The sequence below is a fragment of the Burkholderia sp. D-99 genome (genome assembly GCF_011605345.1).
GTDB lineage: Bacteria > Pseudomonadota > Gammaproteobacteria > Burkholderiales > Burkholderiaceae > Burkholderia.
The window spans coordinates 185,036-198,980 of sequence record NZ_JAAOXM010000008.1; the positions used below are offsets into that span (position 1 = coordinate 185,036).

A 13,945-nucleotide genomic window follows, 5' to 3' on the forward strand; every position below is an offset into this window, starting at 1 on the left:
CGTTTCGATGCCTCCCCGCACCGCAATCGCATGACGATTCGTTTGCCGCGCTTGCGCGCTTTGCATTACGATTGCAATTGCAACTATGCGGCGGGTCGAGTCGTGACAGCGGAGTCGGGCGGCCCGCGACGCAGCAGTGAAGTCGGGGCAGCCGCGATGGCGGCCCCCTTGTTCATGCATTCCTGTCCGGGTCATACAACATGCGGCTTTTGAATATCGTGTCTTCTCCCCGCGGCGCGAGGTCGGCGTCGATCGCGGTCGCCAATGCCTTTGTCGATGCGCTCCGGGATTCGGGCGTAACTTCGGGCGTAACGATCGACGTCGATACGCTGAATGTCTGGGAAGAAGACTTGCCGGACTTCGGCAGCGACGCGATTGGCGCGAAGTACAAAGGCGTCGCGAACGCGCCGATGGATGACGCGGAGCAGTCGGTCTGGCGGCGCATCCAGTCGCTCGTGAAGCGCTTTCAGGACGCGGACCGGATCGTCGTAGGCGTGCCGATGTGGAATTTCGGCTATCCGTACAAGCTCAAGCAACTGATCGATCTCGTCAGCCAGCGGAACATGCTGTTCACGTTCGACGGGAAGGCCTACGCCCCGTTGCTGGAGATTCCTCGCGCGCTGGTCATCCATGTTCGCGGACAGAGCCGGGAAACCGGCGCGGGCGCCGACAATCCGGGGTTCCGGCATCAGGCCGACTACCTCGAATTCTGGTTGCGGTTCATTGGCGTGAGCGAGGTCAGGAGCCTGACCGTCGAACACACGTGGGGTGCGCGGGCGAGCGACAGCATCGAGCGGGCGCAAGCCCGGGCGGTCGCGATGGCCGCGGCGTTCTGATCCGGGCGTGCGGCGCGACGGAGTCGCGGATGCCGCCGAAGCGGCACCCGCGCACGCTCAGTAGGTGCGGCCGAGCTGCAGGTAGAAGTTGCGACGGCCGCTGGGCGCGAGCGCCACGCCGATGTAGACGGGCCCGAACGCGGTCGACAGGCTCGTGAAGAACGTATAGCTCTGCTTGAGCGCGCCGCCACCGATCTGCTGCCCGCTCGACCAGACGTTGCCGACTTCCGCGCTGGCACCCACCGACAGCGCCTTGATCGGCGACGCGTTGAACGTCATCAACTGGTTCATATAGGTCACCTGCGCGTACGCGAGCTCGTTGCCGTTCAACTGGTCGGCCGCATACGCGGACAGGTGCTGGAAGCCGCCGAGCGTGAAGTTGAACGCGTTGATCAGGTTGGTGCCACCGATGCTCTTGCCGCCTTCGATCGTCGCGCTGATGCTGTGGCGGCCGAACTGCTGCGCCACCATCGCCTTGCCGTAGATCTCGGTGTAGGGCGCGTTGTTGATGCTGTCGTCGAATTGGTTCGCCGAGCCCCCGTTGCGCGATACCAGCGAGCGCTCGACGCGCAACTCGGTGAAATAGCCCTTGCGCGGGAACAGCGGATCGTCGAGCTGGTCGATGACGAGCCGCGCACGCGCGATCAGCGCCTGCGACGTGAAGCTCGACCACAGCAGCGTCTGGCCGCTGCCGTCGTCGAACGGCAGGTTGTAGGTCGGCGAGCCGTGCCCGGTCACGTACCCGACGCCGATCCGGAAATCGCCGAGCCGCGCGATCGGCAGGCCGAGATCGAGCCCGGCGCGTGCGGTCTGCATCAGGTACTGCGTGATCTTCACGTCGCCGCTGTCGTCGTACAGGTTCGCGTAGCGGCGCTGGTATTCCGCGTAGGGCGACAGATAGACGCCGTAAGCCATCGACAGCGGCTGGCGGAACTCGATGCGCGCCGATTGCAGGTCGCTGCCGATCGTCGTGTCCGCGCGGAATTCGAGCCCCGATTCGGTGAGCCACGGCCGCCGGTAGCCGACGTGCAGGCGGAAGCCGCCCTCGTCGGTCGAACTGCTCGACATGCCGAGCCCGAACAGCAGGAAGTTCGGACCCCAGTATTTCTCGCGCGCGTCGATCTCGAGCACGTTCTCGTCGCCGTGGCTCACGATCTGCTGCGTGACGCTCTCGAAGTTGCCGCCCGTCGTGAGGCCGAGCAGATCCTGGCTGACGGTATTCGGATCGTACGTGTCGCCGGGCTTCACGTGCAGCGCGTTGCTGACGACCCGCTTCGGCACGCCGCCGGAGGTCTTGATGTCGATGCGCGTGATCCGGATCGGCGGCGGCAGCGGCTGTGCGTGCGCAGACCGGTAGGCCTCATATTGTTCCGGCGTGAGCGCGAAGCGCTGCAGTTTCGGCAGCGCCGCGGTCGCGGCGGCCGCGCCGGCGGCGATCGCCTTCTTCGCGTTCTGGAAATCGGTAAACGCGAGCGAGCCGAGATCCGGCGTGAGCAGCACGTCCTGCGCGTCGAGCTGCTTGCGCTGGGCGGTCACGTTCTGGCGGATCAGGATGCCGACCATCTGCTGCATCACGTCGGCGGGCGACGCGAGCGCGTCGAGCGGGCGCAGTTGCGAGCCGATGTCGACCGCGATCACGACGTTCGCACCCATCTGCCGCGCGGTGTCGACGGGCAGGTTGCTGACGAGCCCGCCGTCCACCAGCGCGCGCCCGTTGATCTCGGCCGGCGCGAACAGGCCCGGCATCGCCATGCTCGCGCGGATCGCGAGCGGCAGCGAGCCGTGGTCGAGCACCACCATCTGGCCCGTCTGCAGGTCGGTCGCGACCGCGCGGTACGGGATCGGCAGGCGGTCGAACGGCTGGTTGGTCGGCACGGCGGCCGTCCAGTTCGCGAGCAGCGCCTGCAGCCGGTTGCCCTGCACGAGGCCGACCGGCGCCTTCACGCCTTTCTTGCCGAAGCCGAGCGTCAGCCCGTTGATGTACAGGCGTTCGTCCTCCCGGCTGGTTTGCGGCAGGTCCGCGCGGTCCGTCACGTCGAATGCGATGTCCGCGAGGTCGACCTCCGACAGCCGCTTCTGCATCTCGCCGGCGGCCATGCCGCTCGCATACAGGCCGCCGACCACGGCACCCATGCTGGTGCCCGCAATGCAGTCGATCGGGATGCGGTTGTCCTCCAGCACCTTCAGGACCCCGAGGTGTGCGTAGCCGCGCGCGCCGCCGCCGGACAGCACGAGGCCGATCGACGGGCGGCCTGCCGGGCCGCCGTCGGCCTCGCAGGTGTGCCCGGAAGCGGCGGGCGTGGCCGCCGGCGCGCTGGCGGCGGGTGCCTGGGCGGTAGCGGATTCGGGGGCCGGCAGCGGTTGCGCGGCGACCGTGCAGCACCAGAAGGCGACGAGCGTCGTGCAAAGCGGGCGCACCCGCGCCCAGCGGAAGGAAACGGTCGCTGTCATGGTGGAAATACCTGGCGTGATCGGGCGTCTGAGGCCTGCCGGGAGCAGGCAAGACCGAGAGATTACCGTGTTTTACAGAGGCAATGCGAGAGGCTGTTGCGTAGCCGGATGTGTCCGGAACGGCACATTTGACAATTGCGTCGCGAAAAAATCATCGGAATTGCCTAAAGTATCGGAACGATTTGCCGCTAAGTTTGTGATGGGGCGGCATGGACGCGCGGCGGAAATGCGGCGCGGCTGCCCCGCGCCCGTTCGATTACAAAGGTTTGATATGTCGACACCGCTGTTCGGAAAGTTGTTTGCGCAACCCGTTGCGATCGACCCTGGAACGGCGAGTACGCGGATTTATACGCACGAACGCGGCGTGGTGCTGAACCAGCCGTCGGTCGTCTGCTTCCGCAAGGCCGGCGCGACCGACGCGCGGCCGACGCTCGAGGCCGTCGGCGAGCTCGCGAAGGCGCTGCTTGGCCGCGAACCGGGGCATCTCGAAGCCGTGCGGCCGATGCGGCACGGCGTGATCGCCGATGCGCACGCGGCCGAGCAGATGATCCGCAGCTTCATCGACATGTCGCGCACGCGTTCGCGTTTCGGCCGCCGCGTCGAGGTCACGCTGTGCGTGCCGTCCGATGCGACGGCCGTCGAGCGCCGCGCGCTGCGCGAGGCCGCGTTCGCGGCCGGTGTATCGGAGGTCGAACTGATCGAGGAATCGCTGGCGGCCGGGCTCGGCGCGGGGCTGCCGGTGACCGAGCCGGTCGGCTCGATGGTCGTCGATATCGGCGGCGGGACGACGGAAGTCGCGGTGATCGCGCTTGGCGGCATCGTCTATCGCGAGGCGATTCGCGTCGGCGGCAGCCAGTTCGACGCGGCGATCGTCAACCATGTCCGCAACCTGTATGGCGTGCTGCTCGGCGAGCAGACGGCCGAACACGTGAAGCAGTCGATCGGCTCGGCCACCAGCGCGGTGCCGCGCCGGTCGACGCGCGCGGTCGGGCGCAGTGTCGGCGACGGGCTGCCGCGCTCGATCGAGCTGTCCAACCACGATGTGGCGGACGCGCTGGCCGCGCCGCTCAAGCAGGTGATCGGCGCGGTGAAGTCGGTACTGGAGAATGCGCCGGCCGAACTCGTAACCGACATCGCGAATCGCGGCGTGGTGCTGACGGGCGGCGGCGCGCTGCTCGCGGATCTCGAACGCCTGCTGTACGACGAGACGGGCCTCGTCGCCCGGATCGCCGACGAACCGGCCACCTGCGCGGTGCGCGGCGCCGGCGAGGCGATGGGGCGGCTCGCAATGTGCCCGGTCGACTGATTCGGGCCGTGCCGGGCCGTGCATCGCGGCGCGGCCATTCAGATTCTTTCGATCTCCGTAGATCTCTGTAGACCTCCGCATTGCCTGCCCGCTTCGCCGGGCAAGCGTCTCCTGTCGACTTGCCGGACGGCCGGCTGCCGTTCGGCATGGGTTCGTCGCGTGGACACCCGAACGCGCACCGTGCTAGCGTTACGCGCCCGTGCGGGGCCGGGCAAGCCGATATGCCCGGCGAGCTCGACGACCTGAGAGACCGAAAACCTTGAAAAACCACACCAAACGGGGCTTCCTTGCCCGAACGGGCCGCCTGCTGGCCTTCGTTGCCTGCCTCTGGATCGTCGCAGCCGTTGCGCTCGTCGCGTACGGGATGCGGATGCCGAGCGAGCCGGCTGATGTCGCCGTGATCTTCGGCAACGCGCTCGACGAGACAGGCGCGCCGAAGCCGGTGCTCGCCGCCAGGCTCGATGTCGGCGTGCGCTGCTACCGCACGGGGCAGTGCCCGGCGTTCCTGGTCAGCGGCGCGATCGACGGCCCCGGGCTGAACGAGGCGACCGCGATGCGCGACTATCTCGTGGCGCACGGCGTGCCGGCCGACCGGATCGCCGTCGACGACCAGGGCGACAACACGCTCGCGACTGCGCAGCACACGCTGGCTTACCTGCAGGCGCACGGCCTGTCGCGCGTGCTGATCGTCAGCCAGTACTACCACCTCGCGCGAGCGCGCCTCGCCTTCGAGCGCGTCGGCATCGCGCGGGCGAACATCTCCGCCGCGTATCCGGGCCGTTTCCAGTTGCGCGACGTTTATTCGAGCTGGCGCGAAGTGCCGGCCTACGCGGTGTATGCGGTGCGGTTGTGGGTGAACCCCGATGCGCGGCCCGTCTCGTTCCGGCCGATGCTTTATCTGATGAGCCTGTTTTCGTAAAACGGCCGTCGGTGCGGCGCACGCGATGGCGATCCGGATTGCGTGATTGGTGCAACGCGGAAGTTGACGCGATTGACGTAACGCCTGAAACCCCCGCTTTTATCGGTCGATTAACCGGGCACAGATTATCTGCGTCAGCGATTCGCAAGAAAAAATATAGTGCACATGGAATCCGTGTGGCGCCAATCGTGGCCGTGTATCGGTGTTTTCGCGGATGCGGTGATTCCGGTGTTTTTTGAGAAAAATCAAAAGAGCCGCGCGGGAAACATGCTGGATGCGGTCGGCGAGCATGCCTCGGCGGGTAAAAAATACACGATCCCGGGCCCCTGATCCGATGGGTAAACATCGACTGGAAAATGGCGTGAGTTTGATATAGCCTTGTCTGACAAAAAGCAGGGCAGTAATCAAACCAACCAGAAAGTCGCTGCAGAAAAACAAGGGGCTACCGTCATGTCATTCGACTAGTTTCGCGTTCGCAATCCAGGGCCGATTAAAAATTCATCCACGAATAAGCCGACGTCGCATTGCGACCGCCGGGGCGGATTATTTTGTCCGCGATTTTCTGCTGTTGGCCGCCCGGTGCGGCCGAGATACCAATACCAAAGCCAATAACGAGGGAAAGCATGAATCTTGCGCGTTCGAAAAAAGCCGGCGAGCCGTTTCCGAGACTGCTGTTGCCCACGGGCGTTTTCCTGGCGCTGTCCGGCGCAGGCATTGTTCCCGCCTATGCGACCTGCAGCACGGCAGGCACGACAGTGACCTGTTCCGGGATCGCGAACCCGCTGCAGCCGAGCTATTCGAACGCCGCCAACAACGTGCACGCGACGGTCAACCCCGGCGCGAGCGTCGGCGTACTGCTCGGCGTCGGCGGCACCGCGATGTCGCTGACCGGCAACGGCGTCACGCTGACCAACAACGGCACGATCGACCCGTCCGCACTCGGCTCGGGCCTCGGCGTGCTGTCGAGCGGGGCCGTGGTCGGCAACGCGTCCGCGAGCGCGAACACCACCGTCGTCAACAACGGCACGATGAACGGCTCGACCGGCGTGGCGATCAGCGGCGTGACGGGCATGGCGTTATCGGTCCAGAACGGTACCGGCGGCACGTCGAACATTACAAACACCGGCACGATCGGGTCCAACCCGCTGGTCGGCGCGACCCTCGTCGGCGCGGACGCCCCCGTGGTCACCGCATACGGCGGCGGCACGGTCAACATGAACAACAGCGGCACGATCAACGGCCGTGTATCGTTCGGCTCGAACGGCACGCCCGGGCAGGGCAATACGTTTACCAACTCGGGCACGATCAACGGCAGCGTGTCGTTGGGCGCGAACAGCAACAACACGTTCAATGCCATGACGGGCTCGTCGGTCAACTCGGCGGGCGGCACCGGCAGCGCGTTCAACATCACGGTCGGCCCGAACACGATGAACGTCGCGGCGACGGGCGTCGTCGACGGCGGCGCGGGCGGCAACAACACGCTCAACCTGCAGCAGCAGGGCGGCGGGCCGGCGACCGGCTCGATCAACAGCAGCAACTACATCAATTTCCAGCACCTGGACGTCGGCAGCGGTACGTGGACGCTGAGCGGTGCATCCACCGCGCAGGACGCGACGCTGAGCGGCGGCGTCGCGATCGTCGACAACAACGCGGGGCTAGGGACCGGCACGATCACGGGCAACGGCGGGGCGATCCAGAGCGCCAACTCGGCCGTCAACCTCAACAACAACGTGACGCTCGGCGCGGGCGGTCTCACGGTGCAGGGCGGCAACAATCTCGGGCTGTCCGGCTCGATCAACGGTAGCGGCAGCTTGACGCAGAACGGCACGGGGACGCTGACGCTCAGCGGCGCGAATACCTACTCGGGCGGCACCAACCTCAACAGCGGCGGCATCGTGCTCGGCAACGGCAGCGCGCTCGGCACGGGCACGCTGACCGTCGGCGGGTCAGGCACGCTCGACACCAACACCGGCATGACGGTCGGCAACAACATCGCGATCAACACCGGTGCGACCCTCACGCTGGGCGGCAGCAACAACCTCGCGCTGTCGGGGCAGGTGTCCGGGGCCGGTGGCCTGACCAAGAACGGGGCCGCCACCACGACGCTGACGGGCGCGAACACGTATACGGGTGGCACGACGGTCAATGCGGGCACGCTGGCGTTGGGCGCGGGCGGCTCGCTTGCGGCGACGGGCGCCGTGAACCTCGCCGGTGCGGGCGCCAGCTTCGATATCAGCGCGTCGGGGGCGAACCAGACGGTCGGCGCGCTGAGCGGCGTGGCCGGCACGACCGTCGCGCTCGGCGGCAACACGCTGACGATGGGCGATGCGACGAACCAGACGTTCGGCGGCACGATCGGCGGCACGGGCGCGATCGTGAAGCAGGGCACCGGCACCGAAACGCTGACCGGTGCGAATACGTACACGGGCGGGACGACGATCGCGGGCGGTACGCTGGCGCTGGGCGCAGGCGGCAGTCTTGCGGCGGGCGGCGCCGTCAACCTGAGCGGCGCGGGCGCCAGCTTCGATATCAGCGCATCGGGTGCGAACCAGACGGTCGGCGCGCTGAGCGGCGTGGCCGGCACGACCGTATCACTCGGCGGCAACGGATTGACGTTTGGCGACGGCACGAACCAGACGTTCGGCGGTTCGATCACCGGTACGGCCGGCGTCACGAAGCAAGGTAGCGGCACCGAAACGCTGACCGGCGCGAACACGTACACCGGCGGTACGACGGTCAACGCGGGCACGCTGGCGATCGGCGCAGGCGGTTCGCTTGCGTCGACGGGCACGGTAAATCTGGCGAATGCGGGCACGACGCTCGACGTCAGCGCGTCGACCACGCCGCAGGCGATCGGCGGTCTCGCGGGCGCGGCTGGCTCGACGGTCAATCTCGGCTCGAAAAACCTGACGCTGGGCGACGCCGGCAATCACACGTTCGGCGGCACGATCGGCGGCACGGGCGCGATCACGAAGTCAGGCACGGGCACGGAGACGCTGACGGGTACGAACACGTACACGGGCGGTACGACGATCGCGGGCGGCACGCTGGCGCTGGGCGCTGGCGGCAGCCTTGCGGCGGGTGGCGCGGTGAACCTGAGCGGCGCTGGCGCAACGTTCGACGTCAGCGGTTCAGGCGCGGCTCAGACGATCGGCGCACTGAGCGGCGTGGCCGGTTCGACGGTTGCGTTGGGCGGCAACGGATTGACGTTCGGCGACGGCACGAATCAGATGTTCGGCGGTGCGATCACGGGTACGGCCAGCGTTACAAAGCAAGGCAGCGGTACCGAAACGCTGACCGGCACGAACACGTACACGGGTGGCACGACGATCGCGAACGGCACGCTTGCGCTGGGCGCGGGCGGCTCGCTCGCGGCGGGCGGTGCCGTGAGCCTCACCGGTACGGGTGCCGGCTTCGACATCAGCGCATCGGGCGCGAACCAGACGGTCGGTGCACTGAGCGGCGTGACCGGTTCGAACATCGCACTCGGCGGCAACACGCTGACCTTCGGCACCGCGACGAACCAGACGTTCGGCGGTTCGATCGCCGGCACGGGTGGGATCGTGAAGCAAGGCACCGGCACCGAAACGTTGACCGGCGCGAATACGTATACGGGTGGCACGACGGTCAACGCGGGCACGCTGGCGATCGGCGCGGGCGGTTCGCTTGCGGCGACGGGCACGGTAAATCTGGCGAATGCGGGTACGACGCTCGACGTCAGCGCGTCGACCACGCCGCAGGCGATCGGCGGACTCTCGGGCGCGGCCGGCTCGGCGGTCAATCTGGGCTCGAAAAACCTGACGCTGGGCGACGCCGGCAATCACACGTTCGGCGGCACGATCGGTGGCACGGGCGCGATCACGAAGTCAGGCACGGGCACGGAGACGCTGACGGGTGCGAACACGTACACGGGCGGGACGACGATCGCGGGCGGCACGCTGGCGCTGGGTGCAGGCGGCTCGCTTGCGACGGGCGGCGCCGTGAGTCTCACCGGGGCGGGTGCCAGCTTCGACATCAGCGGCTCAGGCGCGGCTCAAACGATCGGCGCGCTGAGCGGCGTGGCTGGCGCGACGGTTGCGCTGGGCGGCAACGGATTGACCTTCGGTGACGGGACGAATCAGACGTTCGGCGGCGCGATCACGGGCACGGGCGGAATCACGAAGGCCGGCGCGGGCACGGAAACGCTGACGGGCACGAACACGTACACGGGCGGCACGACGGTCAATGCGGGCACGCTGGCGATCGGCGCGGGCGGGAGCCTGGCATCGACGGGTACGGTGAACCTCGCGAATACGGGCACGGCACTCGACATCAGCGCGGCGGGTGCGCCGCAGACGATCGGCACGCTGACCGGCGCGGCTGGCTCGACCGTGAACCTGGGCGGCAACACGCTGACGGCGGGCGGCAGCGCCAACGGCACGTTTGGCGGGGCGATTACGGGCACGGGCGGTTTCACGAAGGCCGGCACCGGGACCGAGACGCTGACGGGCGCCAATACGTATACGGGTGGCACGACGGTCAACGCGGGCACGCTGGCGATCGGCGCGGGCGGCAGCCTGGCATCGACGGGTACGGTTAACCTCGCGAACACGGGTACGACGCTTGACGTGAGTGGTGCGACCACGCCGCAGGCGATTGGCGCGCTTGCGGGCGCGGCTGGTGCGACAGTCAATCTTGGCGCAAACGGCCTGACGCTCGGTAACGGCGGCGGCAGCGCGACGTTCGGCGGCACGATCGCGGGTACGGGCGGGATCACGAAGGCCGGCGCGGGCACGGAAACGCTGACGGGTGCGAACACGTACACGGGCGGCACGACGGTCGCGGGCGGCACGCTGGCGCTGGGCGCGGGCGGGAGCCTCGCGACGGGCGGCGCGGTGAGCCTGACGGGTACGGGGGCGACGCTCGATCTCAGCGCGGCGAGCACACCACAGACGTTCGGCGCGCTGAGCGGCGTGGGCGGGTCGACGATCGCGTTGGGCGGCAACGGCCTGACGTTCGGTGACGGGACGAATCAGACGTTCGGCGGCGCGATCACGGGCACGGGCGGAATCACGAAGGCCGGCGCGGGTACGGAAACGCTGACGGGCACGAACACGTACACGGGCGGCACGACGGTCAACGCGGGCACGTTGGCGCTCGGCGCGAGCGGCAGCCTGGCGGCGACGGGCGCGGTGAACCTTGCGGGTACGGGCGCGACGCTGGACCTGAGCGCGCTGAACGGCGTCCAGATGATCGGCGCGCTGTCCGGCGTGGGCAACACGACGGTCACGCTCGGCGCGAGCGCGCTGATGCTCGGCAACGGCGGCGGCAGTGCCACCTTCGCCGGCGCGCTGACGGGCAGCGGCTCGCTGACGAAAATCGGCAGCGGCACCGAGACGCTGACAGGCACGAACACCTACACCGGCGGCACCACGATCAATGCCGGCAAGCTGGTGATCGGCGCGGGCGGCAGCCTCGCGGCGACGGGCGCGGTCAACCTGACCACCTCGGGCGCGTCGCTCGACATCGGCGCGTCGGGTACGAACCAGACGATCGGTTCGCTGTCCGGTGTCGGCGGCACGAGCGTCACGCTCGGCGGCGGCACGCTCACGTTCGGCGATAGCTCGAACCAGACCTTCAGCGGCGCGCTCAGCGGCACGGGCGGGATCACGAAGGCGGGCAGCGGCACGGAAACGCTGACCGGCCAGAACACCTACAGCGGCGCGACGACGATCAACGCGGGCAATCTCGTGATCGGCGCGGGCGGCGGGCTGTCCGGCTCGACCACCGTCAATCTCGGCGCGTCGGGCACGGGCTTCACGCTGGGCGCGGGCGCGGGATCGCAGACGATCGGCGGGCTGGCCGGGGTCGCGGGCAGCACGGTGTCGCTGGGCACGAATCCGCTGACGCTGTCCGGCTCGGCGAACACGTCGTTTGCCGGCACGCTCGGCGGCGCAGGCGGGCTCGTGAAGAGCGGCACCGGCACGCAGACGCTGTCGGGCAACAACACCTACACGGGCGGTACGACGGTCACGGGCGGCGCGCTCGTGCTCGGCAGCAACGGCGCGCTCGGCACCGGCGCGCTGACGGTCAGCGCACCGAGCACGATCGACACGACGACTGCGGTGAATCTCGCCAATTCCGTGACGGTGAACGCCAGCACGACGATCGGCGGCTCCGCGAATCTGACGCTGTCGGGCGTGGTGTCGGGCTCGGGCGGATTTGTCAAGAATGGCCAGAGCACGCTGACGCTGAACAACAGCAACACGTTCCAGGGCGGCACGGTGCTGAACAGCGGCTCGCTCGTGATCGGCAACAGCGGCGCACTCGGCACGGGCGGCCTGACGCTGAACGGCGGCAATGTCGCGCTCGGCGGCACCCAGCTGACGCTCGGCGGGCTCAGCGGCGCGAGCGGCGGCACGCTCGACACTGGCACCGGCGGTCTCACGGTCGAGGGCGGCGGTGCCTACGGCGGCACGCTGGCGGGTAACGGCTCGCTGACGAAGAGCGGCAGCAGCACGCTGATCCTGTCCGGCGCGAACAGCTACGCCGGCGGCACGACCATCAGCGCCGGCACGCTGCAGATCGGCAACGGCGGCACGTCGGGCAGCATCGCCGGCAACGTCGCCGATGCCGGCGCACTGGTCTTCAACCGCTCGGACAACCTGTCGTTCGGCGGCGCGATCTCCGGCGCGGGCTCGCTGACGCAGGCCGGCAGCGGTCAACTGACGCTGACGGGCACGAACACGCTGAGCGGCCCGACCACGGTCAGCGCGGGCACGCTCGCCGTCAACGGTTCGCTCGGCCAGTCGACGGTGACCGTGCAGAACGGTGCGACGGTCACGGGCACTGGCACGATCGGCGGCCTCGTGGTGCAGGGCGGCGCGACGGCGGCCGCGTCACAACCGGGCGCGGCGCTGAACGTGGGCGGCAACGTCACGTTCCAGCCGGGTTCGACGTTCCAGGTCGCGGCCACGCCGCAGCAAAGCGGCAGCCTCGCGGCCAGCGGCACGGCGACGCTGAACGGCGGCACCGTGCAGGTGCTCGCGAACCAGAGCGGCTACCAGCCGAGCACGACCTACACGATCGTGACCGCGGCGTCGGGCGTGCAGGGCGCGTTCAGCCAGGTGAATGCGAACTACGCGTTCCTGATGCCGACGCTCAGCTACGACCCGAATCACGTGTACCTGCGACTGGTCCAGAACGGCACGTCGCTGCCGGACGTCGCGACGACGCCCAACCAGCGTTCGGTCGCGACCGCGCTTGGCGGGCTCGGCGCCGGCAACCCGCTGTACGACGCGGTGCTGACGACCGACGCGCCCACCGCACGCCGCGCATACGGGTTGCTCGACGGCGAACTGCAGGCGAGCCTGAAGAGCATGCTGCTGCTCGACAGCCGCTATGTGCGCGACGCGGTGACCGATCGCGTCCGCCAGGGCCTCGCGCCCGGATCGGGCCCGCTTGCCGCGCTGTCGTCGGGCGGCGCCGCGCTGTGCGGCGACAACACGGCCGGCGCGGTCGACCCGACGCTGCCGCCGGAACGCCGGATCGGCTCGCGTGAAGGCTGCTACGGCGGCACGCCTTATCAACCGGTTGTCTGGGGGCAGGCGTTCGGCGGCCGCAGCCGACTCACCGGCGACGGCAACGCGTCGACGATCAACCGCAGCATGACGGGCTTCATCGCCGGTGCCGACATGGCGCTCAACGACAAGTGGCGTGCGGGTCTGGCCGCGGGTGTCACGCACAGCTCGCTCGACAACGACCAGAGTTCGTCGGCGTCGGTGAACAGCTACTACCTGTCGCTGTACGGCGGCGCGCAGTACGGTGCGCTCGGCGTGCGCGGCGGCGCGTCGTACACGTGGTACCGGATCAACAGCGATCGCAATCCGGGCTTCGCGGGCTTCTCGGATCACGATTCGGCCGGCTACGACGCGAATTCGGCGCAGGTGTTCGGGGAAGTCGGCTACGCGCTGCCGGTTGGCCCCGTGGCGATCGAACCGTTCGCGGGCCTCGCGTATGTGAACCTGCATACCGACGGCTATACGGAAACAGGTGGCGCGGCCGCGCTGCGTGCCGGCGGCGAGACGACCCACGTCGGCTTCTCGACCCTCGGTTTGCGCGCGGCGTCGCAACTCGGCTCGATCGCGAGCGGCACGTTCACCGCGCGCGGGACGGTCGGCTGGCGGCATGCGTTCGGCAACGCGAGTCCGTCGTCGTCGTTCACGTTCGCGAACGGCGGCACGTCGTTCCAGGTGTCGGGCGTGCCGATTGCTCGCGACAGCGCCGTGCTCGAGGCCGGTATCGACGCGAACATCACGAAGCGCCTGACGCTCGGCCTCACGTACAGCGGCCAGTACGGCAGCCGCGTGCGTGACAACGCGATCCTCGGCAACATCCTGTGGAAGTTCTGACCGGCACTTGAGATGCCTGTGCGCGATGCCGGGCGGCGATGAC

7 protein-coding genes are annotated in these 13,945 nt (G+C 68.5%); 5 read left to right on the forward strand and 2 right to left on the reverse strand.

Annotation, left to right across the window (positions count from 1 at the left end):
- Positions 1 to 200: 200 nt before the first annotated feature.
- Positions 201 to 836, forward strand: a complete 636-nt coding sequence (locus tag HAV18_RS26235; RefSeq protein ID WP_166961867.1) for an FMN-dependent NADH-azoreductase — start codon at positions 201 to 203, stop codon at positions 834 to 836.
- Positions 837 to 893: 57 nt separating this feature from the next.
- Here HAV18_RS26235 and HAV18_RS26240 read toward each other — a convergent pair whose 3' ends face one another.
- Positions 894 to 3,287, reverse strand: coding sequence for a patatin-like phospholipase family protein (locus HAV18_RS26240; protein ID WP_166961869.1), 2,394 nt, complete (start codon positions 3,285 to 3,287; stop codon positions 894 to 896).
- 271 nt (positions 3,288 to 3,558) lie between these two features.
- Here HAV18_RS26240 and HAV18_RS26245 point away from each other — a divergent pair, with 271 nt between their 5' ends.
- The 3 genes from HAV18_RS26245 (at position 3,559) to HAV18_RS26255 (ending at position 5,842) form a co-directional block, all read left to right on the forward strand.
- Positions 3,559 to 4,593: a rod shape-determining protein gene (locus tag HAV18_RS26245; protein WP_166961872.1), complete on the forward strand. Its 1,035-nt coding sequence runs from the start codon at positions 3,559 to 3,561 to the stop codon at positions 4,591 to 4,593.
- 259 nt (positions 4,594 to 4,852) lie between these two features.
- Entirely contained in the window at positions 4,853 to 5,512 is a 660-nt protein-coding gene (locus HAV18_RS26250) for a YdcF family protein (RefSeq protein ID WP_166961874.1), read from the forward strand.
- Between the two features lie 165 nt (positions 5,513 to 5,677).
- Positions 5,678 to 5,842, forward strand: coding sequence for a hypothetical protein (locus tag HAV18_RS26255; RefSeq protein WP_166961877.1), 165 nt, complete (start codon positions 5,678 to 5,680; stop codon positions 5,840 to 5,842).
- Positions 5,843 to 6,002: 160 nt separating this feature from the next.
- Here the strand turns inward: HAV18_RS26255 and HAV18_RS26260 are convergent, their stop codons facing one another.
- A complete protein-coding gene (locus tag HAV18_RS26260; RefSeq protein ID WP_166961413.1) occupies positions 6,003 to 6,194 on the reverse strand; it encodes a hypothetical protein in 192 nt (63 codons plus the stop codon).
- On the opposite strand from HAV18_RS26260, the gene HAV18_RS26265 reads away from it, so the two are divergent.
- Positions 6,136 to 13,902, forward strand: coding sequence for an autotransporter-associated beta strand repeat-containing protein (locus HAV18_RS26265; protein WP_166961879.1), 7,767 nt, complete (start codon positions 6,136 to 6,138; stop codon positions 13,900 to 13,902). The genes HAV18_RS26260 and HAV18_RS26265 overlap by 59 nt on opposite strands.
- Positions 13,903 to 13,945: the final 43 nt, after the last annotated feature.